This is a genomic window from Methanosarcina mangrovi (assembly GCF_052057765.1).
Lineage (GTDB): Archaea > Halobacteriota > Methanosarcinia > Methanosarcinales > Methanosarcinaceae > Methanosarcina.
This window is the reverse complement of sequence record NZ_CP195120.1, coordinates 3,955,521-3,979,976: the sequence shown is the minus strand read 5'-3', so window position 1 is coordinate 3,979,976 and position 24,456 is coordinate 3,955,521. Positions and strand designations below refer to the sequence as shown.

Sequence of the window (24,456 nt, the reverse complement as noted above, 5' to 3'; positions counted from 1 at the left end):
AAATAAGTTAGAAATATGTTTCAATTGTGGCATTCTTTTTTAATTCGCCAGATTCGGCAACAACCACATCCAATTTATTTTTATAAGTTCCTTTATCTCCATCGCGTTCATTAACATCTGGATAGACTTCAAGGCTAATATCAAATTTTATAGCTTCAATGTTGATATTATCACTCATTTCAATATAAGTTTCATATGTGAATACCCGGGACATTAATCGAAAGTATTGATAATCTTCTCCTACTAATGATACTTCACTTGCAATCGGATATAAAATAGGACTGTTTTCATTGATAGGGTCTTCATTGTTCATCTGTTCCAATACTACAATCTTTGAAAAGGAAATATCTGCAAGAACAGATTCGTTTGTCCTGAATTCTAGCATTGGACCATGTTTGGTATTTACAATAGAAGTCGTCCAGTTTCCATTGAGTGATTTATTGTCGAGTGACTCAGCAGTATTTTCAAAATATATTCCTCTTATGTACTTCTCTGGCGTGTGGAATACATGCTCTTGTAGGAGACTTTTGAAAAAAGATGGTTCTTCCCGAGAAGGTGTGATTGCAAAAACTCCTTCTTGTGTTGCAGGAATCGGAACTAAAATTTTAGTTGTTCCCAATACTTCAGTTCCTGAAAAACCACTTATTTTAACCGTATATTCGTAATGTGGCCTTAATTCGTCAGCTCTCCAGTCTCTTAAATTTATCTCAACAATGTATAGTCCACTAAAAACTACCAATAAGATTATTAGAAAATAATTGATTGCCTTTTTCATTGTTTCGTCACCGTTAAATAAAAAATGAGATTATTCGACTTCTCATGTATTTAATAAGGCCGATATTGTACTTGGCAGATTTTAGAGCACGCCTTCTGTATTTGATTTTACAGTTTCACTACTTCCCCATGTGTTCTCGTTGTAATAAATTTCCACCCACCAATGAATAATAATTTTATTTTAACATCAACATTAAGTTTACTTTCAATAGTTGAGCTCATTAATATAAATTTTTATTTAATCTTGCTCTGTTCAGAAGTAAAATTAAAAAACTTCCTGTATACACAGGTTCTACTTTAAAACCTGTAATTACTCTTATATTTTGTATTTCCTGCTCTATTCCTCTCTCAAATCTTCAAAAATGCACATGTTTAAACATAACCTACGTATCCATGTGATAGGTGATTCTTTAGAAAAAAATATTAACCCTACTATTGAGAGGAAAAAGCAAGAGAATTTGGAGTAAGAATATGTATGAATTTCAACTTATTTTGTGATTTAATATCGAGCATATGCGATTATGACAAATCTGGCCCATTTTCAACCGGATTCAGGATGTTTTTATTAGGCTTTGCTATAGTGTTTATGGTTATTTTTAGCCCAAGTTTGGGATTCAACACTAAAGGTTGTCCACGAAGTCCGACAAATAATGCTAAAAGGATAATTGTTATAGGTTTAGCTATAGCTATTTCAGGTTTAATTATTTCGATAGCAAGTGTATAGATGGTGAATATATTTTAAAAAGGATTATATATTATTTAGACAAAGAGGAATTTATTTTTTATCAACTTCTTTGATGATCTCTCCGGAAGTTTCCTTTCCTTACAGCTGCATGCCTGATCTGCAGGAAATAGCCTGAAAACTAAAGGAATAGCAACGCTTCAACTTAAAATATTGCTATCAAAATTAGGAAAAGGAACCTTATAGAAAATGTTAATTTATATGTTTAATATATTGAAACAAGATGAATGTAGTGTTGGGAATCATCACGTCTATAATAATACTTGCAATAGCAATTCCATATTTTTCAAAAACGAAAACTTTAACCTCCTCCACATTCCGCGATTCAATTTTTATAGCAGTATTAATTGGAGCATCAGCTGCAAGTAGACAAGAACTAAGCTGGTATTAAAAAGCAGCTAAATTTTGGGAAAAAATGTTCCCGGTCAGGAAATGTTAAACATGGGGAAAGTTTCAAAGAAATACCTATTATTGCAGTTCATTACGGCCTTTATTACATGTACATTATTAGGATACCTGTTTCACGATATAATGAATGGAATAATAACTGGAATTGGCGTTGGAATCGGGGTAATTATAGTATCTGCGATGCAGAACTCCTGAATTCATTACTTTGTTAAAAATTCCTCTTCGATGTTTTACATTAATAAAAACTCGATTATAAAATATGAAATGAGAGTAATTGACCCTTGATAGAGATGCCTTATAAGTCAATAATTCTAAAAAGGAGTAAGGCGTTGTACTGAAAGAGTCACGCCCAGGGCAGGATTCGAACCTGCGCTCTCCCAAAGAAGAAACGGTTTTCGAGACCGTCGCCCTACCGCTAGACTACCTGGGCATTTTGCTTTAAGAATATCTCAGATTGGTTTTAGTTTGGCTTATAGTTTGAAATTGACTTAAATACCGGATGAATTTTAAATAATGAGGAAGTTTCCGGGCAGAGCCCGGTGTTTCCGGTGCAGAGTTAAGTGAATATACTTTCTATCTTATATATTTTATTCTCAGCGGGCTCCCTCATTTTAAAAATCGAAAAGGGATTTCTGACCTGCAGGCTTTTCCGGAGTTTCTTCTTCCGGTTCTTTTGTTTCTTCTCCTGCTGTATTTTCTTCATCAGTTTTTGTTGTTTCTGCCGATTTTATGTTCTCCAGGTCGGCAAAAGAGATCTGAGCTCCAGACTTTCCTGTCTCCTTTTTTGTTGTTTTTGAGGCTTTTTTCTTTTCCTCGGCGCTTTTTTCCGCAGGTCCGGGCTTTTCGGCTTTCAGGGGTCCGGGCAGTTCAAGCCAGCCGTACTGGCCGCCTCCTCCGGGGTGTATTATAACATCGCCTTTCCTGAAAGCGAGAATTGCGTTTACTACCCTGTCGTCCACTATTTTCAGGGCATTGGGCTCTGCATAGATAAGGGCTTCAACTTCGTTTCCGAAATGTTCCACAAGGGTTTCCCAGGCAGATTTTACGCCTTTTGTCTGGATGCTTGCGTGGCCGAGTGCCATCTGTATGATCTCTGCAAGGGGTATCAGGTGGAGGTAAGGAGGCCGATGGTCAGGGTGCCCCGGTTCTTTAAAATCCGCAAGTTCGTTGACCCGGTCAGCCACTCCTTTTTTAATAATCCCTCCGCATTTCGGGCAGCGCCATCGGCTGGCTTCGGCTTCCGGGAGCGAGTACCGGGTAAAACATTTAATGCATGCGGACCTGTTGTACTTCCCTTCTTCAGGGAAAAACCCTACATTCAGAGTAGGTCCGTATCCCTCCTCCCTGAGGATGGCTTTCCTGAGCCCCTCAAAGGTGATGTCAGGGATATTAAACTGAGTAAATTCCCTTGCCAGTTTGTTGGTGTAAGGGGAATGGGCATCGGAGTTTGTAAGGAAGGTCAGCCGGTGCAGTTCTTTAATTCTATCGGCATAATCGCTGTCTGCACTCAGGCCAAGCTCAATAAATGAAATATAATCGTTCATGTCCCCATAGCAGCTTTCCAGGCTGTCGTGATAGGCGTAGAGAGCAGTCCAGGGAGTAAAAGCGTGGCAGGGGCCGATAAGAGCTTCAAGGTCTTTTGCTATCTCTGCAATTTCACAGCCGTCCAGCTTAACTGTAGGGCGCCCGTCTGCCTGAAGGTTTCCGAAAGGGGCAATTCTTTCTGCCAGCTCTTCGGCTTTTGAAATCGAGGGTAAAATAAGAAGGTGGTGCACCCGGTTGCTATCTTCAATCTCGGTAGTGGGGATGAAAAATGTATTTCCTATCCGGATTTCTTCATCTGAAATGGCTGCTTTTTTAATATCTTCCAGCCATGCAGGGTGAGTACAGTCCCCGGTGCCTATAAGCTCCATCCCTTTTTTTGAAGCTTCACTCGCGATTGTGGCCAGTTCCATCTTCGCGGAACATGCCATCGAGTACTTTGAGTGGAGATGGAGGTCTGCATTGACTTTCATTTCCGAACCTTTTGCCAGAAGTTTTTAACTTTCAGGTTCTTTAACCGCGTGTTTTTTATCCGGGTTCTCGATCCGCGTATTCTCTGCCGGAACTTCCCGATCTCTGTATTATCTGTGGATTTATCCTATATAGCGAAGGTCTTCTTCCGTGGGCTTGACTTCGGGGAAGTTCTGCTGCTCTTCTTTTTCTTTTAATTTTTCGAGGATATTTTCCATTTCCTCGGCTTTTTTCTTAAGGGAGTCAGTGTTTACCTCGATCCCGAACATCTTGCACAGCACCTTCAAAAGAGACTGAGCACTTTTAGGGTCCATCAGGTATCCGGGGGTCATTCCCATCAGGCAGGCCGCATCTATGCCTCTCATCCCGCTGAAAGCTACAAGCAGGCCGGATGCACCTACGATTCCTCCGCTGGGCTCCGATTCCCGGAATTCGACTCCGTATTGCTTAATCTCTTCGATCAGTTCCGTGCTGTTGGCAACCCCGAGTACGGTCTCCTCGTAGGTCAGTTTGCCTGTAGGGTAGCCACCGAGGGTGTATATCCTGGGCACTTTAAATTCCTCTGCAATGTCCAGATAAAGAGAGCAGAGTTCATAATGCCCTTGTGAGGTAGTACTCTGGTGGTCTCCTACAAGAAAAAGAACATCAGCATCGTTTGCTTTCCCATGATATATGGTGTTGCTTACCGGACGGACCGTGCAATCTTTATTGACAAGGACCTGGGGTGGAAAATGAGGGGAATAAACCTCTATAATTTTTTCAGCCTCAAGTTCATCTACAAGATGTTCTGCCACCAGCTTGCCCACAAGCCCCACTCCCGGAAGTCCTACTACCAGTATAGGGTTTTTGAGCTCAAGGTTTTCTTTCAGGCGGACAAGTGTACTTTGCTGCATAAAAATCCCTTATCCTTTCTTTGCCAGTCTTCGGTACTTACCGTAAGGATCCTGAGGAGAAAAGCGAGCCGGGATAGCGGGCAAGGTTACTCCCCCGCAGACCGGACATTTTTCCCTTAAAGTGTACCTACCGCAATTTTTGCATTTGCGGATCTTTTGTCCCAAAGGGCATCACGCCTTTGCCGATTCGATGTGCCGCTTGAAAGTCCCATGTCCGCCAAGTTTGGAAATAGTGTCTATTGCCGTCTGGGCGGATTTTTTAAGGACTGATTCGGCTTTCTTATAGTCAGGAGCTATTACCTTGATTCTGTATCTGGGAGCTCCTGTGTAACTTACTTCGAGCCTGACATCTTTTCCATCAACCTCGCTGATGGAATTTGCAGCATGGAGGGACTGTTTTATTACCTCTATGCCGTTTGGAAGATTGCAGGTCAGATCCACATACCCTGCGATATCCACGAAGGGCAGTTTGATGTTTTCTCCTGCGATCTTGGCCATGCTCTTCAAGTATTTTTTGTTGACTTTGAGTCCTTTGAAGGCTTTCTCCCCTTCGATAGCTGCCTCTTCGAAGGCGGAATATGCGCTTCCGAACTCTTCTACAAGTTTATCGTGCAGAGTTTGCAGGCCGTTTTCATCGGTCTTGGTCTCTTCAGCCACAAACTGGAGCCACTTGGCGGCTTTTTGCTCATTCTTCCATTCCTGGATCTTGGCCCGCCGCTGGTGCTCGTTCACGTCTTTTAATGACAGGTCTATGTGGCCGCGGGAAGGGTCCACGTTCAGAACCTTGCAGACAATTTTCTGCCCTTCCCTGACGTAGTCCCTGACGTATTTGACCCAGCCTGCTTTAATTTCGGAGATATGGATGAATCCTTCCCTGCCTCCGAACTCCTCAAGCTCGACGTAGGCGCCGAAATCAGTTACATTCTTCACTGTACAGACAACAAACTCTCCAACTTCGGGCCAGTTATCGTTTCCCATTCGTACCACTTCTCGATTTTTGTCTTTTATTACTCTCTACTGTACTCCTGTGCAGTGCTTTTACCGGTCCGGTTATTCAAGCACTTCCAGAATGTGAGTGGTAATTGTAGATTTTCCACCGGTTGGTTCGGCAAGGGTCCTTCCACAGACAACGCAGGTAATCTTACGGCTTGCGCTTCCGAATATGATCTGTTCGTTTTCGCAGTCGTTGCACTTTACGCGCAGGAACCTGCTTTTTGGTCTCTGGGTGTAGTCTACCATGTTATCTTACTCCTTGAACTCGAACTTCTTTGCCCTGAAACAGGGTCTCTGGTGGGCTTTCTTACATACGGTACAGCGGTACCTGAGCCAGATGCGCTTTGTCGGCTTGTCGCCACCGGGCACCTTGGAGAACTTTCCGCTGTTTCCTATACCTTCCTGTCTCTTCTTCTGCCTTGCAATGTGAGTCATTGATGAAGCCTGCCCCTTCTTAACCCTTTCAACAACGACTTCGTTGTGGGTCTTACAGAACGGGCAGTAAGTTCTGAACCTCTTTGGAATCTTCATTCTTTACACCTTTTTTGATGATTATTGGTATTGTTGTGCATCTTCCGGCTTTTGCGGAAAAGCACCGATAGATATACTTATTCAATATACGTATGGCGTTACGTATGGCGTTTTATTTTTTCCTGGGAAGCTAATTAATTTGGGAAGCTTGAATTGATGAGTTTGAAATCACTGAACCTCTTTTGTCCCGATATCCTGAGTGGCGAACTCATCTCGAGGACGAGGTCAGAGCACGCTAACAAGGTTAAGCTACACAGATATAGCTACACATATAAATACTAATACTATTGTCTGAAAGACTTTTTTTCATAAGGCATAAGTAAGCTGTTTACAGGATATTCGATAAACCTGCTCACACATGTTTTTTCTGGCAAAAATAAGCTGCATCTCTCAAGGAGTCAGTTCTTTGCGGAACTCTTTTCTCCGGAGCTTTCCTCCCCGGCAGCAATCAATTTTGCTGCATTCCGCTTTATCAGCCCTGTTGCATTCAGTTGCGGCAAAACAACCACGTCTTCGGCATTGACCGTATAGTTTCGGCCGTCTGCGCCTGTGAAGGTAGGCAAGTCCTTCAGTATTCGGACAACAACATATCCCTCGTTTGTATTGTTTTTGCCCGGTTCTATTCCTGTTTCCTTTCCCCCTGCAGTTGCGATTACTTCCTCCTCTTTCTTTATTTCCGGATTAACCGCAGCAGGAGCCTGTCTTGAAGCCCATACACAGGGCCAGACAGCAGTCTTCCCGGAATCAGGGTAAAGAATCGGCCCTAATAGTTCTACTTTTGCAGCTTCAATGCCCTGAAGCACAAGGTCATACAACAGTTTTTCCGCAGGAAGCAGTTTTTCGATATCCTTCGAAATAGGTTTATCAGCGTGAGACTGGATTGTTGCCCTGGTAATGACCTTTCCTATCCTTTTCATAAAGATGGTTTCAAGGTCCGAAAGCGCTCTTTCATGCTCGTCGTTGAGCATCTTTGATTCCGGAGAGCGGGGATTATTGATTTTCCCTATCTCTTTTTCAAGCTCCCGGATGTATTTTTCAGCTTCCAGGTAAAAATCAGCCGGAATTGTTTTCAGTGTCTGGTTTTTTTCTTTATACAGGGTCTGGCTGATTTCTTCTATATCCATATTCTGCAACACCTCTACAAATCAGATATACGGCTGCATACTCCGGAACTTCCTGTATGCCTTCCTCTATTCTTAAATCCTTGCCTTTCAGCTGTACCGAGAAAGGCTTTGAGGCAGTTATTTTTACCGGCCTTTCGCCAAAAACAACCGCATCATCAAGCGGGTCAAACCCTTCCAGCTCGAATAAAGCAAGTTTCTTAACCAGCATCCCGGACCCGCCGTGCAGGGATCCCGGTACGCGGATAAGCCTTTTGATGTCGGCAGTCACCGGCTCGTCAACGCTTGCTCCAAACCTGTGCAGGAAATCCTCAGATGATTCCTGCATAAAATATGCCGCAATCTCCTTAAAGTTTCTGACGTCGAAGTCCAGCCTTCCTTTTTCCAGGATGTCCTTTAAGCCGGTTTCGCTGTTTGCAATATTGATTAGCTTTTTTATTGTGGCATCCCCGACTTTCTCATGCCTGCGGAGTTCGGGGAACATGTCTTTTTTGTACTTTTTTTCACTTTCTTTTTTCATGTAATCCGTAAGATAAAGCGCAATCCTCTTTCCCCAGCCGGAGTCGTATCCGACAAGCGTGCACTTCATGGGCACGTTCTTTACCCCTTTAAACGTCTTTGAACCTGTCCCGAAATCCCCGTCCATTGCAACCTCCCTGAAAAAGTACTTGAATTCCAGATCTCTGCCGCTTACGTAATTTACGATTTCCCTTCTTTCGGAGCTCCCGAGCGTCAGGACTTTCGGGTCCGTAATGTGGAAGTGGTATCCCCTCCCTCCGGAAAATACAAGCTGTATATCCTGCTCGGAAAACCCGAAATCATCTAAAAGAAAGTCAAGAAGCTTGAGGGTCTCCTTCTTCACAAGTTCAAGCATATCCGCATAGTTTCTCGGGGCATTGGGCAGGTGGTCTGCGTCCAGGTCAAAAATCAACTCAGCCCCGAGCCAGTTCTTCTCGTTCATCTTCTTTGCATCAGGGTATTCGTAATACGCCGTAGAATTGTAAACATGCGCAGGAGCCATGCCGTACAGATAGTCCAGAGCCTCTCCCGGCGAGCCGAAAGACTTATGCCTGTGCATCATTTTTTCCGGCATGTCATCGTAGAAGATGAAAGCCCATTCCCGGTTAGGCAGGTGGTCGGGAAGCCCTATCTCTGCGGTTTTGTAATAGTTCTGGAAGCGGGATTTCAAAAACTGGGTTGTTCGTGTGTCCATGGTTTTGGGGTTGGATGAGTTTTTAAGGTATATTTATCAGGAATTTCTCAGGTTCAGGCATTTCCTAAGTTCGGGAGTTTCCTGTTAAGGAGTTTCTTAGATAATATTAACTCATATTTTACTTTTGTTTATATGAATTTTTTTAAAACAGTTTTTTTCGTTGATTCGGATCAGGTCAGAGGCTTCGCTGTTGATTGAAAACCACCTGCTCAGGATCAAGAAAAAACATCATATCTGAAAAACATCATATCTGAAAAACATCATATCTGAAAAATATCATATCTGAAAAATATCATGTCTGAAAAATATCATGTCTGAAAAATATCATGTCTGAAAAATATCATGTCTGAAAAATATCATGTCTGGAAGAAAAATTGGGATCTTAAAAGGAATAGCTAACTATTAGGATTTTTCAGGTCTCTTTTTCAGGTCTCTAAACACAACAAAAATAAATTGATTCGGAAGCCTGGAAATGAATTTCCTGTTAATATATATAATATCTCTATAGTTATTCCTGTTAATGTCATGATAACTTCGATGGACTATCTAAATTGTAAACAAAATAAGGACTTTTGGGGGAAGGTCTTATGGGGAGTAAAATTAGCCTTAAAAATCACATTAACTCGTTTTTATGCCGTCTGAAAATGGAAGAAATTGAAGATCCGTATGCGGCTGAGGATGATGCTATTGAAGACCCGTATGTTGTCGAAGATCCGTGTGTTGTGGCAAAGTCTGGAAATCCCAAAACTTCTGAAACCTTTGCCAGCTCTTCTACGGGCATGGAATTTATCCTGATCCCTGCCGGGGAATTTGATACGGGTTCACCTTTTGAAGAGCAGGGCAGATCGGATTCCGAATCGCCGGTCCATAAAGTAACAATTAAAAACCCTTTTTATATGGGTAAGTCTCAGGTCACGCAAAAACAGTGGAAGAACATAATGAGAAATTCTCCTTCCCACTTCAAGGGCGAAGATAGACCTGTTGAGGTGGTTTCCTGGAATGATGCTCAGGAATTTGTTAAAAAACTGAATGCAGCAGAAAACACCGATAAATACCGTTTACCTTCGGAAGCCGAATGGGAATACGCCTGTAGAGCCGGTACAGAAACCAGATACTCTTTTGGGGACGATGAGTCAAAACTTAATGACTATGCATGGTATGCTGAAAACTCAGGTCGTAAAACTCATCCGATTGGCCGGAAGCAGCCGAATTCCTGGGGGCTTTACGATATGCATGGGAATGTCTGGGAATGGGTTCAGGATAACTGGCACGAAAACTACAACGACTCCCCTTCTGATGGTAAGGCATGGGAAGATGGGGCTGGTTCTCTCCGGGTATCCCGTGGGGGGAGCTGGTACTGCAATGCTGAATCCTGCCGGTCAGCTTGCCGTTTCAGGCGCGAGCCTGAGAGTCGTTTCGGTAACCTTGGTTTTCGGCTTGTGAGGGAGCTGTAATCTCCCTAAAGTTTATTATTTTTAAAGGGATTTTTTCCCTAATTCTTAACATTAATCTATTTTTATGTCAACGTCTTCATTTTACATTCGATACATAATTCTTTAAACAAATTTTTACAACAATTTTTTCGCCAATTTCAAAATTCATTCTTCGTACGGAATTCATTCTCCATACTTTAGATACGAAAATTTATGCGGCAAATAGTATAAAGATGGAATGCATAATATTACTAATAATTCAAGGATTCCTTGGGGTTTAAATCATGAGTGGGGAAAATAATAAGTCTTTCTGGACTACATTGCCAGGCATTCTTACGGGAATTGCTGCAATAATTACTGCCATAGGCGGAATTTTGCTTGCCCTTAATACGCTTGGTGCCTTCGACAATAATGGTAATGGTGGTGTGTCTTCTCCAACAATCGAATCTTTCGGTGCAAGTCCTGAAGAGATCTCTTCCGGTCAGGGTAGCACGCTGAGCTGGAGCGTTTCTGATGCTACGGAAATTTCCATAGATCCTGATATTGGAAGTGTTTCATTAAGAGGGTCCAGAACGGTTCGCCCCGTTGAAACCACTACTTATACCCTTACAGCATCAAACGATGCCGGAAGTGTCGATGCTACTACAGTTATATTTGTTAATGAAAATGCGGAGCTTCCAACAATCGAATCTTTTGATGCAAATCCTGATAGTATTGTTTCTGGAGATAGTGCAACATTGAGCTGGAGCGTCTCGGATGCTACGGAAATTTCCATAGATCCTAATGTTGGAAGTGTTTCGCCTAACGGTTCCGTCAGTGTGAGTCCCACTAAAACCACTACTTACACCCTCACAGCCACAAACGATGCTGGAAGTGCTGATGCTACTGCAGTTGTATCTGTTAACGAAAATGTGGAACCTCCAACGAGAACTGAGTATTCGGATACTGAAAGAGTCGTTTCTGGCGATAGTTCATATTGAGCTGGAGCACCTCTGATGTTATATAAATTTCCATAGATCCAATTTGGAAGTGTTTCACACGGCAATTCTATCAGCGTGAATATAGCTGAAACCGTTACTTCCACCCTTACAACCATAAACGATTCTGGAAATGTAATGCCACTCCAGTTGTATTTGTTAACGAAAGCGTGGAGTATCTACCGAAAATTAATTATTATCCACTCCCCATCCATAAGTCCTCTTGAGCGAAGCGAAAAGAACCTCCGCTCCCGAAGCGAAATTCGGGGAGAACAAAACTTATACATGAATCCTCTATTATATCCACTTCATGAAACAGGATATGTCAAGTGCCGACGTTGCTGCAGTTGTTGCCGAACTGTCAGCGGGTCCCAGGTCCATTATTGATGCGAAGATCGGGAAGATCTACCAGCCTGCAAGCGAGGAGATACGCATCAACCTTTACGTTTTTCACCAGGGAAGGGACAACCTGGTTATCGAGGCAGGAAAGCGCCTCCATATGACTAAATATGTCCGGGCAAGTCCCACGCTTCCTCAGGCTTTTCCCATGCTTTTGCGAAAATACCTGATGGGAGGCAGGATCGTATCTGTCGAGCAGCATGACTTCGACAGGATCATAAAAATAGGGATTGAGAGGGCCGGGGTCAGAAGCACCCTTATTGTAGAACTGTTTGCGCGAGGCAATGTCCTGATAGTGGATTCGGAAAACAAAATCATCCTGCCCATGAATCCCGTGACCCTGAAAGACCGCAGGTTGAGGAGTGGGGAGATTTATGAGCTTCCGGAGGCACAGTTGAGCCCGGTGGAGGCTAAGGTTTCGGACCTCATGGAAGCATTTTCGAAATCGACGGCTGATATTGTCAGGACCATTGCCACAAGGCTCAACCTTGGAGGGGTTCTGGCAGAAGAAGCCTGTGCACGTGCAAGTGTTGATAAAGCTAAACCTGCAAAAGAAGCCACTGTCGAAGATGCCGAAAAACTCCGGGATGCGCTGCATGATCTCTTTTCTCCACTCTTTGCGGGCAGGGCGGCAGGTGAGGGTGAAGCGGAAGTAGGGGTTGAAACAGAACCGGTTCTCAAACCAACTACTGAACCCGAAGCGGAGGTCAAACCCGTAACCGGAATTGAGGCCGAAGCTCCTAAACTCAGGCCCCAGCACGTGAAAAAAGAAATCAATGGAAAGATGGAAACCTTCGATGTGGTGCCTTTTGACCTCAATCGCTATTCTGAGTTTGAAAAAGAATATTTTGATTCCTTTAATACGGCACTTGATGAGTTTTTCGGGAAAAAGGCACTGGAACAGGTTGCCGAAGTAAAAGCGGCTGAAAAGAAGGAAAAAACTCTGGGCGTTTACGAGCGTCGCCTGCTCCAGCAGGAAGAGAGCCTTGCAAAGTTCGGAAAAGAAATTGAGAAAAATAACACGCTTGCAGAGACTGTCTATGCCAATTACCAGCTTATCGAAGAGCTTTTTTCCGTGCTCAACGGTGCAAGGGCAAAGGGCTATTCCTGGGATGAAATCCGTTCCGTCCTGAAGCAGGCGAAAAAGACCGTGCCTGCTGCCCAAAAGATTACAAATATCGACCAGAAGACCGGCACTGTAACCGTTGAGCTTGACGGCAGGAGCGTCAACCTTGATATCCGGAAGACTGTGCCCCAGAACGCTCAGGAATATTACGAGAAGGTGAAGAAATTCACCAAAAAGAAGGATGGGGCTCTCAGAGCCATTGAGGAAACGAAGAAGGCAATGGAGAAAAAGGCTGTGTCAAAGGCTGCAAAGGCGGGGAAAAAGCTGCAGGCTTCCCGGAAAAAGCACTGGTACGACCGGTTCAGGTGGTTTGTGTCCTCGGATGGCTTCCTGGTTGTGGGAGGCAGAGATGCCGACACAAATGAGGAAATTTTCAAAAAATACATGGAAAAGCGGGATATCGTCTTCCATACCCAGACTCCCGGTGCTCCTCTGACTGTCGTAAAGACAGGGGGGAAGGAAGTTCCCGAATCTACCCTTCTGGAAGTTGCCCGGTTTGCAGTTTCTTATTCGAGCCTCTGGAAAGCCGGGCAGTTCAGCGGGGACTGTTACTGGATTAAAGCCGAGCAGGTTACAAAAACCCCGGAGTCCGGAGAATACCTGAAAAAGGGAGCATTTGTCATCCGCGGAGAGCGCAATTACTTCAAGGATATCCCTCTCGGAATTGCAGTCGGGCTTGAGCTGAAAGGCGAGACCAGGGTCATAGGCGGGCCTGCTTCTGCAGTCCGGGAGCATGGGGACTATATTCTTGAAATTGTTCCGGGCAAATTCAACCAGAACGATATCTCGAAGAAAATCTATCGTATTTATGCTGACGAGCTCGACGATCCTCGCTTTGTAAAGCAAATTGCGTCTCCTGACCAGATTGCTATGATGATTCCCGCCGGGGAGTCAGACCTCAGAAACCAGAAACCCGAACGGAAAGGTCAGGAAATCGAACCAGAAGGAGAGGAATACGGGATCTCCGAATCGGAAACCGAATCTGAAGGTAGTGGAGAAGAAGCTGAAGGGGAGTTCGGAGAGGAAGGCGGCGAGGAATTCGGAGAAGAGGCTGGAGAAGAAACCGGAAAAGATATCGAATTAGAAGTTGAAACGGAAGTCGGAGAAGGGGAAGAAGTGGAAATTGAAAAGGTAACCAGAGGGGAAATTGAAGAGAAAATCGAAATGCATGGGGTGAAAAAGATATGAGGGTTACGAACCGCTCCCTGAGAGGCAGGGAAGGGGAAATTGCCGTAACAGCCGAGACCCTCGACGACCTCTGGCACCTGAAATACATAATTGAAAAAGGCGACCTTGTCTTTGCCCTCACCAAAAGGAAAGCCGATGCTGCAAGTGACAAGCTCCGCCCGGAAAAAGTCGAGAAAGTAAAGGTCAGGCTCGGAATCCGGGTCGAGGAAATGGAGTTCCATAAATTCGCAAATAGGCTAAGAATCCACGGCCCTATAGAGCACGGGATGGACGTCGGCTCCTATCACACTCTCAATGTAGAAATAGGAACCAACATTTCCATAATCAAGGAGCATTGGAAAAATGACCAGCTCCAGCGCATCCAGGATGCCGAAGAAGCCGGGAAACGTCCTAAAGTCGTGATTGTGGCAGTAGAAGAGGGGGATGCAGACATTGGTTTTGTGCGCCACTACGGAATTGAGGTCTACTCCCATATCCGGCAGTCTTCAGGGAAGCGAGAGAGTGGGCTCAGGAGTGAATTTTTCAGGGAAATTGTTGACCAGCTCAGGCATGCGGTTCCCGAGGACGCCTCTATAGTGATTGCAGGGCCCGGCTTTACCAAAGAAGATTTTCTGAAATATTTCCATGAAACCGAGCCTGAGATGGCTTCAAAGGCGCTTACCGAAGACACTTCCATGATCGGGATGTCCGGCTTCCAGGAAGTGCTCCGCAGAGGAGCCGTTGACCGGATCATGCAGGAGTCCCGTATAGCCCGGGAATCCTCTCTCATGGAAGACCTTCTTAAGGAGATCTCAATGGATGGGAAAGCAGCTTATGGTTTTGCGGACGTAAAAAATGCCCTCAACTACGGAGCTGTCGAAACCCTGCTCATTGCTGACGAAACCTTGCGGGAAGGGAGGGAAAAAGGAGAAAATATAGACAGACTCCTGATGGAGGTTGAGCAGGCACAGGGGAAAGTTGTTGTATTCAGCACCGCCTTTGAACCTGGGGAAAAGCTTCACAAACTGGGGGGAATTGCAGCTCTGCTCCGCTTCAAAGTAACGGGCTGAACTGAGGCTGAATCTGTAATTTCAGCTCTCTTTTCTTCCGCTCCACTTAATTTCTCTTTTGCTTTGTTTTTGTTCTTGCTTTTGCTTTGTTTTTTACTTTTGTTCCTTTTTTCTTTCCTTTATTTTCTTTCTATACCTTCGGTCTTCTATTTTCCATATATCGAAAGGTGTCCATTTTATTTTTGATTTTTTATGTTCTGTTTAGTATTATTTTTTATTTTTCTGATCTAAATTCGTAAAACTTATCTACTACTTAGGTTTATTTGTTGTTACTTTTAATCTAATTTATAGCACTATTTGTCTATAATTTCCAGTAATGTATGGCTTAATTTATAACATTCAATGAAATTAAGTGATGATGTTTATGTGTTCGGGTTTCAAAAAAGCTTTGTCTTCACTTCTTGTTGTATTTGCAATCTATTTGATGCTCCCATCTCCAGGCCTTGCAGCTACGGCTATCAATGGGGAGCCTTTTGACACAAATGCAACTTCTTCCGATGAGTTTTGCTGGGATGCAACCACTTTTGGGGGCTTTTACTACTCTGCAAACAAGCACAAGGATTTCGTAACTTCTGAAAACTGGTTTGGAGAACGTCTTCAGTACATCGAAACCGACGGCCAGTACGAACTTGGGAAAAACAATCCCGGAAACCATGTTATTGGGGAAGAGGAACTTGTTTATTCTACAAAGCAGTTTCCCAACAAATATAAGGTTGTTTCCGAGCTTGGACTTGATGCCAGTACAACGCCTGCAGAACTTGGAGGCATGGTTTTCTACAAGATTCCCTGGTTTGGCAAACCGTATGTTGCGGTTGAAAACGATGCTACCCAGCTTGCAAACCTGGTAATCGACCAGCCTGACAGCGATAAAAAAGTGCTTAAAGCCGGTGACGTCTGGGATCTCGGTAAAGGTTACTCACTGACTGTTAACCAGGTTGATGTCGAGGGTAATAAGGTCTGGTTCTCCTTATCCAAAGACGGAGAAGAACTTGAGTCCGGGATTGTGAATGCGGATGGGACTGTGGAAAATCAAATCTTTGCTGCAAAGACAGACTTTGGAGACAGAAAAGACCAGCTATATTTCATTACCTATGTCGACTCAGTTTTCGTAAGTTCATATTATTCTTTTGCCGTCTTTAAGTATACCTGGCTTATTGACAAAGATGACATCCTTATTATTGAAGAAGGGGATGAATATCAGGGTTTTGAAGTAAAAGAGGCTTCTGAAGATGGCCTTGTCCTCAAAAATTCCGATTCGATTACCCTGAACCTTGATAAGGATAAAAAGAATTACTTTACCGACTCCTGGTATTTCCAGACCTCGGACGAGGGAAAAGGCAGCACCTCTTCAAGTGGATACGTTATCTATCCTGCAAAAGAACTGAGTAAGCCCGGAAACTACACTCTGAGGGGTTTGCCTTATGATACCGGTTCCACTTCTTCAGATGGTTTTTGCTGGGATGCAACCACTTTTGGAGGTCTATACTACTCTGTAAATAAACACAAGGATTTAGTAACTTCTGAAAACTGGTTTGGAGAACGTCTTCAGTACATCGAAACCGACGGTCAGTACGAACTTGGGAAAAACAATCCCGGAAACCATGTTATTGGGGAAGAGGAACTTGTTTATTCTACAAAGCAGTTTCCCAACAAATATAAAGTTGTTTCCGAGCTTGGACTTGATGCCAGTACAACGCCTGCAGAACTCGGAGGCATGGTTTTCTACAAGATTCCCTGGTTTGGTAAACCGTATGTTGCGGTTGAAAACGATGCTACCCAGCTTGCAAACCTGGTAATCGACCAGCCCGACAGCGATAAAAAAGTGCTTAAAGCCGGTGATGTCTGGGATCTCGGTAAAGGTTACTCTCTGACCGTGAACCAGGTTGATGTGGAGGGCAACAAGGTCTGGTTCTCCTTATCCAAAGACGGAGAAGAACTTGAGTCCGGGATTGTGAATTCGGATGGGACTGTGGAAAATCAAACCTTTACTGCAAAGGCAGACTTTGGAGACGGAAAAGACCAGCTATATTTCATTACCTATGTCGACTCAGTTTTTGCGGGTACTGTTGATTCCTTTGCAGTCTTCAAGTATACCTGGCTTATTGACAAAGATAAAATCCTGGTCATTGAAGAAGGAGATGGATACCAGGGCTTTGAAGTAAAAGAGGCTTTGAAAGACGGTCTTGTCCTCAAAAATTCCGATTCGATCACCCTTAACCTTGATAAGGATAAAAAGAGTTACTTTACCGACTCCTGGTATTTCCAGACCTCGGATGAGGGAAAAGGCAGTATTTCTCCAGATGGATACATTATTTATCCTGCAACGGATGTGGTTATTGAAGCTGAAGACACCCCTGAATCCACAGATAATTCTACAGAAGAGATCAACATGACCTCGGGTTCAAACGAGTCTGAAGCCGTCTCCTCTGATTACAGGGCAGCTTCTTCCGAAATAGTGGGCGAAGATAACAGTAGCCATCCTGAGGAAGCCGCAGAGGGATCCCCCACAAAACTTCCCGGCTTTGGAATAGTTTCCGGGATTCTAGGGGTTATAATATGCGTGGCTCTCAGAAAAAAGGTTTAATCTGTTTAGGTGAAAAATAACGAAGGGATTATTCTCTTAGAAATATTCTCTTAGAAAATTACCTCTTGGCGGTTTAATTTTCCGAGAGAATATCTCTACTCTCTTTTTTCCATAGTTTCGAATCGAGATCATAGTAAATTGGATATTTTCTGGGTGTCTCACTTCTTTTTTCTCAGTGCCGACAGACAAGCTGGAGGAGGCACTTATTTTTTCTTGAATTGAAAAACGTTTTTCGGGATTAAGGAAAGTACTCTCTTGAATCCGGGGGCATTTTTCGGGATTATGGAAAGTACTCTCTTAAACCTAGACATTTCTCGGTATATTGTTCCTCTTAATCTCAGAACTGGTTTACAGGTTATTTTCTTTATTCCGGTGGGCTGGCATGTATCCAGGCGGTGCAGGGAGAAAAAAACTGATAAATTCCAGCTCCGGGTCCGGAATATGTTAATCGGTTATTAAATCGGTTGTTAATGAGCTGCCTTTTTCATATCAGGAGAAGGGCAATAAAACCGCTTAAGAAAATCCCGTCAAAGGTACCTGCTCCTCCTATACTTGCAATCGGAGCTCCGAGGTTTTTGATTTTTCCGAGGTTAAGCAGGTCGGCTCCTATAAGGGTTCCGAGCACTCCTCCCGTGTAGGCAATGATAACACGGCAAGGTTCTGCAGGGCAGCCGGAGATCTGGACTAACGAAGTAAACAGGATTGCGGTGAGGGCCGCTGTCAGGGGCGGGACAAGAGCCGGAGTTGCAATTCCTATTCCTCGAATCGGCTTTGCTACGGAATAGGTTACGACTGCAACAACTGCTATACCGGCTCCTGCAAGATAGATGGCAGATGGAAATTGCGTTAGAAGATAAGCGGAAATCAGGACAGGTATAACTGCCCCTCCCACATTGACGGCAAGTATGGTTTCATTTCTGACCATCTCCCGGATGGGAATCCTGTAGGAAATCCCGAAAACCTTTACATAATTTTCCCTGACAACCGGGGTGTCAGACTTCAGGGTTGTCAGGGGGATATTTATCCCGCTGCCAAGGAGGGACAGGAAAAGGATTAAGAGCGCATCTTCTGCGGAAAATCCTATTTTCATGAAGGCAGAGACGATAATTCCAAGAAACAGAGATCCAAGCCCGAAGATCATGATGAGAATTAAAAGGAAAAGAAATTTCAGGCTGAAAGGCATGTAGAAGATCTGTCTACTCATGGAACCACTCTTTTTCTCCGGTTTTTTGCATATTAGGAATTATTTACACTTTCTTTATTAATTAGTATCCGTTTTCATTCGGATTTTCATGCCTTTGCCGGAAACTCATAAAAACAAGGCTAAATATTTTTTCCCTGCGTTGCATGTTCAGATGTATCTGGTTGCAGGCTGTAAAGACTCCATGCAGATGGTTTCTTTTGCATCTTTGTAAACCCTGAGGACTCCGCCTGACTCCGAGACCGTAACTGCGATTGCTACCGTATCCCTGCTGATGGCGGCTGCTGAGACATGCCGTCCTCCCAGTCCTTTTTCAATATCAATATTTTTCCCGTCCACATCAAGGTATCGCCCTGCTGCATGGATAAGGCCGGTTTCGTCGATCACAAAAACTCCGTCAAGCTGGGCAAATTCCTTTATGGACTCCCAGTTTTTCCTATCAAGGATGTTTCTGTGGGCTTCTTCATGGCCTGCATAAGGGTTAAGGATTATCTGGTGGGAGCGTTTCAGGACTTCTTCGGAATCGCCTACAATGAAAGCCGCTCCTATTTTTTTCCCTTCCCTGCCTGTGAGGGCGATATCAAAAGCAATTTTCAGAACTGCATTCATGACTTCGGGCCGGACTCGCTCTTCACATTCTTTCATTGCTTTTATCAGGGGGTTTTCGTCGAGGCTGTGAACTATGATAGAGCTGGAACTGCGGGTTTCGACAACTCCAACAACTGTTCCGCTTTTCGGTCCTTCAAGCACGTACTCTATGGCTGCGGCATGTTGCAGGTGGTCGACATTGCCTGAAGCTTCCCGGTTGAGCTGGTCGCTGAGTTCTTTTGCAGGACTTTTTCCTTCTTTGCCGGTTGCCACGAGGTGATCTATTATGCTTTTCGGGCGCATGGATATATAATAAACCGGAACCCCCCCGGTCTCGATCCCCTCAAAGCTCAGATCTCCTGAGACCATAATTGCGGCAGCATCAAGTTCCTGGGCTATGCGGGCTGCCGCTTCTGCAATTATACTTGCTCTGTCTATGTCGTCCACCCCTTTTTTATTTCTACCCGACTATGTTTGCAGTCCTGCTTTTTTTGTTCTGAGCTTATTTATATTCTGCTGTTTGCTTTTGAAGATAATTATTATTTCTTCGAACTAATGTTATCCCCATAGGTTAACATTAGTTCTCAGAGTTAACATTTGCGGTAATTGCACACGTAACAGGCCTGTTTACTGTGTAGTGTAATATTTTATATATTATAATTGTTCTGGGTCTGGTTCATTTTTCTCTTTCTCTCTTATTTTTTCCCTCAACTCCAGCTACTTATTTTTCCCATGTTTTTGAATCCATTCCGGTCGTACAGGTTTACAATTTTTCTGGAAAATGGCATCCTGAATTAACTTTCTCTGAAAGGAAAAGGGATAGAAACTTTTTTCTGGTTCTTTCATCTAATTCATACTGGTGAAAGCTCTGATCAGGACATTTATCGCAGTGGAACTTGACCCGAATTTCAGGGAGGGAATCCATCAGGTCCAGGAGAAATTTTCCGATTTCAACCTGAAGTTCGTTGATCCTGAAATCGTTCACATAACCCTGAAGTTTCTCGGGGATATCGAGGAATCAAAGGTTAAATCCATTTCAGCAGCTCTTGATTCTCTTCTTTGTGAGCCTTTTGATGCAAAAATTGAAGGCATCGGGGTTTTCCCAAAACCTTCAAACCCTAAAGTCCTGTGGCTGGGGGCAAAAGGAAACTTCGAGGCTCTTCATGATGATGTGGAGACCGTACTGAAGCCTTTTAAATTCAAAGAGGATGAGAGAGCATTTACTGCCCATGCTACCCTTGCCAGGATAAGATTCCTGAATAAAGATCAGAAAAATGCTTTTGCAGGTGCCCTGAATGAATTAAAAGATACGAAAATCGGAAGCATGCGGGTAGATAAAGTGCTTCTGAAAAAAAGCACTCTGACTCCCGACGGTCCAATCTATGAAACCCTGCACACGACATATCTGGACTGACAGGTCTGCTTGCGCAGGGCCGTATCAGCCCTGAACACACCGATTTACCGGTTTGATCTCAGCTACTATAGTCTTCTGCTTCATATTCTTTGAATCCGCTCGAATACACAAGCCGGCGGTCTTCGGTTATTATAAGGCATTCAATCCCTTCGAGATTTTCTATCATCTCAAGCCCTTCTTCTTCTCCCAGCACAAAGACTGCAGTTGCAAAAGCATCGGCATCCATAGCATTTCCGGCAATTACGGTGCTACTAATAATACCTTCCGAAGGATATCCTGTTCTCGGGTCTGAGATATGGGACACTCTTGCCGACTCGTTGAAGTAACGTTCGTAGTTCCCGCTTGTTGCTACTGCAATATCACGGGCTTCAATTGCAGTGACATATTGCCCGCTTCTGTCAGGGTTCTGAAGGCCTACCATCCAGGGTGTGCCGTCGGGCTTCTGGCCTATATATCTCCCGTCTCCTCCTGCGTTTACGAAAGCGTTCTCAATCCCGTCTTCCTTCAAAGCCTCGATTGCTTTATCAACTGCATAGCCTTTTGCGATACCTCCCAGGGCTACTTTCATCCCGGGTTCCAGGCTTACAGTCCCGTTTTCGATGCTTATTTTCGAGTAGTTTACGAGTTTGAGGGTTTCGTTCAGCTCATCTGCAGTCGGGGGTTCCTGCGAGCCTCCGGGGAGGAATTTACTCTTCCAGAGATCGAGTACGGGCTGGATGGTGATATCAAAAGCTCCTCCGCTTTTCTCCGAATAGTACTTTGACTGCTCCAGCACGTAGATAAAATCAGGGTCAGCATTTTCAACTTCCCCTATGGTATCCAGGATAGTAAGCTGACTGTCCTCTTTTGAAGGGCTCATAAGGGTGTCAATTCGGTATATTTCACTGAAGGCGTCATCTATTGCCTTCGAAGCTTCGCTTTCATTAGAAGCGTAGACAGCTACCGTAACCGTGGTATCCATAATGCTTTTTGTCTGTTGAAACTCCTGAAGTTGCTTCTCTTCTTCAGGCTCGGACTGCACACAACCTGATACTAATATCGATATTACAAGTAAAAATGCAAATAGTGTTTTGTATTTTGAATCCATGCTCTATCAATTTTGCCTGCTAGTTTTTTAATTTTAGGTTTATTTCACTGCTTTATCCAGCTTTTTTACAAAGGTATAAATAAAGGTAAAAACGGAATTTCAAATTTATAATGTTTCAAGTTAATAAAGTTTTAAGTGAATGAAATTTCAAATTTATAATGTTTCAAGTTAATAAAGTTTTAAGTAAATGAAATTTCAAATGAATGTCATTTAAAGTAAAAGTATAATTGAATTTAAAATTTTATTCTACAGACGAGGTTTATATTTTGGTTCCCAACTCTCTTTTTTAATTCCCAATGTTTTCATTTCTTTTTTAATTCTTTCTTCTCATACTCTATTTCTTTTCTTTTCCTTTCGCTTTCCATTTCTATTTATCGGAGCTCTCTCATGCTCTTTTGTTAGCTTTTTTGTTTCTATATTTACTCTTGTGTGGGTGGAAACTTAATATTTTTTTTTGTTTTCGTATGCTGGTTGATCCATGATTAATATCTAATTAATGATTAATTATTGATTACTTCTTAAATTTTCACAAGATTTCTATATATCCAGAGTTATTTTTTTTCTGGCAGGATTTTTCGTATTTTTTAGGTTAAAATAGGTCCTTTTTCTTCTGGTTATCTGTGCAGATACTCCTCCTGATTTTAATGTATAATCATGTATATTTTTCTTCAGAAAACTATATATATAAAAAAAGTGTAAGTTTTTACTTATATTTCAGATATTTTATATATTTAATTAATATACGCGATGTGCTATATATTAAGTATATATTTTAATCACATTATAAAAGTCTATATAATTCCCTAAAACTTATTTCGAAAGAAATAAGTATTACCTCACGCAAACATTTTTCGTTGAAGTGGAATTTAGCTTTGTTTTTCGGAGTAAAATGGCTATCTAAAGCAAGGAAAGGAAAAAGCCGGTGATCAAAAAAACCTTCGGGAAAACCAATGATGCTAAAAAGAGCTAGGCTAGCCGTTCATGCCAGTTCCTTCTCGCTTCAGTTTTCCGTTAATTGATTTTCCTTTCGGTCTCTGGATTATGCCACTGGAGGTCTGGAAGGAACGGCAGTGTACACCCCCCATGGCCGTGTACTATTCAGCTGTAAATATCCTTCAATCTCATTCATTACTCAATAATAAGCTTCAAGTTGTTGAAATTTGAACTTTGTCTCTTTCCAAGCATGAACATAACAACGTGAACAAAAAAAGAGAATGTGGTCGTTATGAATAGGTTAAATCTGTTGGTGTCGGGAGTCGCTGTGCTGCTTCTACTGGCTGCTGGTGCCTATTCTTCTCTTGGGTATTCAGGGAATGATGCAATCGCATCCCATTACATGACCAAAGGAGAATGGTCCGATTCGGTCTGCGGAGGCTGTCACTTCGATGTCTACGAAAACGTCAATAATTCTTATCATGTACAGGTAAATATGAGTAGATGGTCTCCCCTCACAAATTTTGATCTTGAAACATCCGGAGAAGAGGAATGGGTCAAAAAATTCGGGATGTATCATCCCGGCGGAGGTCCGCTTGCAAAATATGGTATCGACATTGACTGCATGATTTGCCATGAGAAGTACGGGCTCTATGACTTTGACGCACGTGCAGAAGCTATTGCAAATGGGGATTTTGCAAATGCGAATAGTTTAGCGGTGGCGAATTTCAGTGCTACCGCACAGGCTGATCCTCTGCACCTTTTTGTCTACAGTGCTAACGTCCTTACTCCATACCCTCTACTGATCGTTTTCCATGATGCTGTAAATGGGGCTCCAACGTCCTGTGCTCAGAAGTGTCACAGAACCGATGTGGAAACGAGTGCCGTTATGTGGGCTGATGAAGAGGCCTTTGAGGAGTCTGACGCCCATGCAGCAAACGGCGTTGAATGTACGGAATGCCACCATACTGAAGCGTTCATCATAACCTCCGATCACCAGATCGGACGTGGAAACACCTCTGATACGCCGGACCTTCCGGATAGCCACTATGATGATACCATGCGCAGCTGTGACGATGCCGAGTGCCATGCAGGAATCTCTCACGGGCCGTTTGCGGACTCTCACATGGAATTCCTTGCCTGTGAAGCCTGCCACACCCCTGAGCTTCCTGGAGGAGATTTGCCGGGTGGCAATGTGCTTGAGTCTTTCAGCTGGCAGAATGGAGAACGTGAGGACGTTTACAGGGATTCGGACTTCCAGCCTGTCCTTGCCTGGTATAACGGGAACTTCGGAGATGTCCTGCCAAGTGTGGATGCGAGAAATGATACAGGTGTGAAGGTTACTCCGTTCAACAACATTACCGGAACCTGGTGGGACGCAGGTACTGACCCTGAAGTGCTCGCAAACCCGAACACTAGCATCTCTACTGGAGACCCGATCCCGGTACAGTATGTAAAGGCAGCAGATGCCAATGGGGACGGCGAAGTCACAGTGGAAGAAATGCAGGCTTATGATGCTAACGGAGACGGAGAGGCCGACTACCCGAATGCGGTGTTGAGAACCGTGGAGCTCTACTATCAGGTTGCTCACAGTATTGTGAGCAGTGATATTGGAATCGCTGATCCATACACCTGTAAGGATTGTCACGGGAATGAATCCGTGATTGACTGGGCAGCCCTTGGTTATGTGGAAGACCCCGGAGGAGAGTCCTCAGCAGCGAAGAGCATATCCATTACCTATCCGAGGCCCAAGCCTGTAGAAGTTGAAACGGAGCCTGCACTCTAAGGA

At 43.7% G+C, this 24,456-nt stretch carries 20 protein-coding genes and 1 tRNA gene; 8 read left to right on the top strand and 13 right to left on the bottom strand.

What is annotated here, in order from left to right:
* Positions 1-7: 7 nt before the first annotated feature.
* Positions 8-775, bottom strand: a complete 768-nt coding sequence (locus ACSAZL_RS17625; RefSeq protein ID WP_440945894.1) for a hypothetical protein — start codon at positions 773-775, stop codon at positions 8-10.
* A 1,146-nt stretch (positions 776-1,921) separates the two neighbouring features.
* Between ACSAZL_RS17625 and ACSAZL_RS17620 the strand changes: the two genes are divergently transcribed.
* Positions 1,922-2,119, top strand: a complete 198-nt coding sequence (locus tag ACSAZL_RS17620) for a hypothetical protein (protein WP_440945893.1) — start codon at positions 1,922-1,924, stop codon at positions 2,117-2,119.
* 151 nt (positions 2,120-2,270) lie between these two features.
* On the opposite strand, the gene ACSAZL_RS17615 is transcribed toward ACSAZL_RS17620, so the two are convergent.
* From ACSAZL_RS17615 to priS, 9 genes are all read right to left on the bottom strand, one after another.
* Positions 2,271-2,354, bottom strand: a tRNA-Ser gene (locus ACSAZL_RS17615).
* A gap of 181 nt (positions 2,355-2,535) precedes the next feature.
* Positions 2,536-3,939, bottom strand: a complete 1,404-nt coding sequence (locus ACSAZL_RS17610) for a TIGR00375 family protein (RefSeq protein WP_440945892.1) — start codon at positions 3,937-3,939, stop codon at positions 2,536-2,538.
* 120 nt (positions 3,940-4,059) lie between these two features.
* On the bottom strand, positions 4,060-4,830 hold the full coding sequence (locus tag ACSAZL_RS17605; protein WP_440945891.1) for a proteasome assembly chaperone family protein: 771 nt from the start codon (positions 4,828-4,830) through the stop codon (positions 4,060-4,062).
* 9 nt (positions 4,831-4,839) lie between these two features.
* On the bottom strand, positions 4,840-4,995 hold the full coding sequence (locus ACSAZL_RS17600; RefSeq protein WP_011020690.1) for an RNA-protein complex protein Nop10: 156 nt from the start codon (positions 4,993-4,995) through the stop codon (positions 4,840-4,842).
* Between the two features lie 6 nt (positions 4,996-5,001).
* Positions 5,002-5,808: a translation initiation factor IF-2 subunit alpha gene (locus ACSAZL_RS17595; RefSeq protein ID WP_440945890.1), complete on the bottom strand. Its 807-nt coding sequence runs from the start codon at positions 5,806-5,808 to the stop codon at positions 5,002-5,004.
* Between the two features lie 72 nt (positions 5,809-5,880).
* Positions 5,881-6,069, bottom strand: a complete 189-nt coding sequence (locus ACSAZL_RS17590; RefSeq protein WP_011020692.1) for a 30S ribosomal protein S27e — start codon at positions 6,067-6,069, stop codon at positions 5,881-5,883.
* 6 nt (positions 6,070-6,075) lie between these two features.
* Positions 6,076-6,354, bottom strand: coding sequence for a 50S ribosomal protein L44e (locus tag ACSAZL_RS17585; protein ID WP_011020693.1), 279 nt, complete (start codon positions 6,352-6,354; stop codon positions 6,076-6,078).
* Between the two features lie 398 nt (positions 6,355-6,752).
* Positions 6,753-7,478, bottom strand: coding sequence for a DNA replication complex subunit Gins51 (locus ACSAZL_RS17580; RefSeq protein ID WP_440945889.1), 726 nt, complete (start codon positions 7,476-7,478; stop codon positions 6,753-6,755).
* Positions 7,444-8,688 (bottom strand): DNA primase catalytic subunit PriS, encoded by a 1,245-nt coding sequence (priS, locus tag ACSAZL_RS17575; protein ID WP_440945888.1) that lies wholly within the window; start codon positions 8,686-8,688, stop codon positions 7,444-7,446. The genes ACSAZL_RS17580 and priS overlap by 35 nt, the downstream gene beginning before the upstream one ends.
* A gap of 587 nt (positions 8,689-9,275) precedes the next feature.
* Here priS and ACSAZL_RS17570 point away from each other — a divergent pair.
* From ACSAZL_RS17570 to ACSAZL_RS17550, 5 genes are all read left to right on the top strand, one after another.
* Complete coding sequence (locus tag ACSAZL_RS17570; RefSeq protein ID WP_440945887.1) at positions 9,276-10,142, top strand: formylglycine-generating enzyme family protein; 867 nt, start codon at positions 9,276-9,278, stop codon at positions 10,140-10,142.
* Between the two features lie 299 nt (positions 10,143-10,441).
* Positions 10,442-11,101 carry a hypothetical protein gene (locus ACSAZL_RS17565; RefSeq protein WP_440945886.1) on the top strand — a complete coding sequence of 220 codons (660 nt, stop codon included), beginning with the start codon at positions 10,442-10,444 and terminating at the stop codon, positions 11,099-11,101.
* Between the two features lie 307 nt (positions 11,102-11,408).
* A complete protein-coding gene (gene rqcH, locus ACSAZL_RS17560) occupies positions 11,409-13,811 on the top strand; it encodes a ribosome rescue protein RqcH (protein WP_440945885.1) in 2,403 nt (800 codons plus the stop codon).
* Positions 13,808-14,860 carry an mRNA surveillance protein pelota gene (locus ACSAZL_RS17555; protein WP_440945884.1) on the top strand — a complete coding sequence of 351 codons (1,053 nt, stop codon included), beginning with the start codon at positions 13,808-13,810 and terminating at the stop codon, positions 14,858-14,860. The genes rqcH and ACSAZL_RS17555 overlap by 4 nt, the downstream gene beginning before the upstream one ends.
* Before the next feature lie 364 nt (positions 14,861-15,224).
* Positions 15,225-17,444, top strand: coding sequence for an S-layer protein domain-containing protein (locus ACSAZL_RS17550; RefSeq protein WP_440945883.1), 2,220 nt, complete (start codon positions 15,225-15,227; stop codon positions 17,442-17,444).
* 484 nt (positions 17,445-17,928) lie between these two features.
* Here the strand turns inward: ACSAZL_RS17550 and ACSAZL_RS17545 are convergent, their stop codons facing one another.
* A complete protein-coding gene (locus ACSAZL_RS17545; RefSeq protein ID WP_440945882.1) occupies positions 17,929-18,648 on the bottom strand; it encodes a DUF1614 domain-containing protein in 720 nt (239 codons plus the stop codon).
* A 147-nt stretch (positions 18,649-18,795) separates the two neighbouring features.
* A complete protein-coding gene (locus tag ACSAZL_RS17540) occupies positions 18,796-19,671 on the bottom strand; it encodes a DNA integrity scanning protein DisA nucleotide-binding domain protein (RefSeq protein ID WP_440948889.1) in 876 nt (291 codons plus the stop codon).
* Positions 19,672-20,101: 430 nt separating this feature from the next.
* On the opposite strand from ACSAZL_RS17540, the gene thpR reads away from it, so the two are divergent.
* Positions 20,102-20,647 carry an RNA 2',3'-cyclic phosphodiesterase gene (gene thpR, locus ACSAZL_RS17535; RefSeq protein WP_440948888.1) on the top strand — a complete coding sequence of 182 codons (546 nt, stop codon included), beginning with the start codon at positions 20,102-20,104 and terminating at the stop codon, positions 20,645-20,647.
* A gap of 58 nt (positions 20,648-20,705) precedes the next feature.
* Here thpR and ACSAZL_RS17530 read toward each other — a convergent pair whose 3' ends face one another.
* Positions 20,706-21,734 carry an FAD:protein FMN transferase gene (locus ACSAZL_RS17530; RefSeq protein WP_440945881.1) on the bottom strand — a complete coding sequence of 343 codons (1,029 nt, stop codon included), beginning with the start codon at positions 21,732-21,734 and terminating at the stop codon, positions 20,706-20,708.
* 1,246 nt (positions 21,735-22,980) lie between these two features.
* On the opposite strand from ACSAZL_RS17530, the gene mmcA reads away from it, so the two are divergent.
* Positions 22,981-24,453: a methanogenesis multiheme c-type cytochrome gene (gene mmcA, locus ACSAZL_RS17525; protein ID WP_440945880.1), complete on the top strand. Its 1,473-nt coding sequence runs from the start codon at positions 22,981-22,983 to the stop codon at positions 24,451-24,453.
* Positions 24,454-24,456 lie beyond the last annotated feature (3 nt).

Bases quoted from the DNA above. Each gene is read 5' to 3' on its own strand.
- ACSAZL_RS17625 (WP_440945894.1), bottom strand. From the start codon at position 775: ATGAAAAAGGCAATCAATTATTTTCTAATAATCTTATTGGTAGTTTTT.
- ACSAZL_RS17610 (WP_440945892.1), bottom strand. From the start codon at position 3,939: ATGAAAGTCAATGCAGACCTCCATCTCCACTCAAAGTACTCGATGGCA.
- ACSAZL_RS17605 (WP_440945891.1), bottom strand. From the start codon at position 4,830: ATGCAGCAAAGTACACTTGTCCGCCTGAAAGAAAACCTTGAGCTCAAA.
- ACSAZL_RS17595 (WP_440945890.1), bottom strand. From the start codon at position 5,808: ATGGGAAACGATAACTGGCCCGAAGTTGGAGAGTTTGTTGTCTGTACA.
- ACSAZL_RS17590 (WP_011020692.1), bottom strand. From the start codon at position 6,069: ATGGTAGACTACACCCAGAGACCAAAAAGCAGGTTCCTGCGCGTAAAG.
- ACSAZL_RS17585 (WP_011020693.1), bottom strand. From the start codon at position 6,354: ATGAAGATTCCAAAGAGGTTCAGAACTTACTGCCCGTTCTGTAAGACC.
- ACSAZL_RS17580 (WP_440945889.1), bottom strand. From the start codon at position 7,478: ATGGATATAGAAGAAATCAGCCAGACCCTGTATAAAGAAAAAAACCAG.
- priS (WP_440945888.1), bottom strand. From the start codon at position 8,688: ATGGACACACGAACAACCCAGTTTTTGAAATCCCGCTTCCAGAACTAT.
- ACSAZL_RS17570 (WP_440945887.1), top strand. From the start codon at position 9,276: ATGGGGAGTAAAATTAGCCTTAAAAATCACATTAACTCGTTTTTATGC.
- rqcH (WP_440945885.1), top strand. From the start codon at position 11,409: ATGAAACAGGATATGTCAAGTGCCGACGTTGCTGCAGTTGTTGCCGAA.
- ACSAZL_RS17555 (WP_440945884.1), top strand. From the start codon at position 13,808: ATGAGGGTTACGAACCGCTCCCTGAGAGGCAGGGAAGGGGAAATTGCC.
- ACSAZL_RS17550 (WP_440945883.1), top strand. From the start codon at position 15,225: ATGTGTTCGGGTTTCAAAAAAGCTTTGTCTTCACTTCTTGTTGTATTT.
- ACSAZL_RS17545 (WP_440945882.1), bottom strand. From the start codon at position 18,648: ATGAGTAGACAGATCTTCTACATGCCTTTCAGCCTGAAATTTCTTTTC.
- ACSAZL_RS17530 (WP_440945881.1), bottom strand. From the start codon at position 21,734: ATGGATTCAAAATACAAAACACTATTTGCATTTTTACTTGTAATATCG.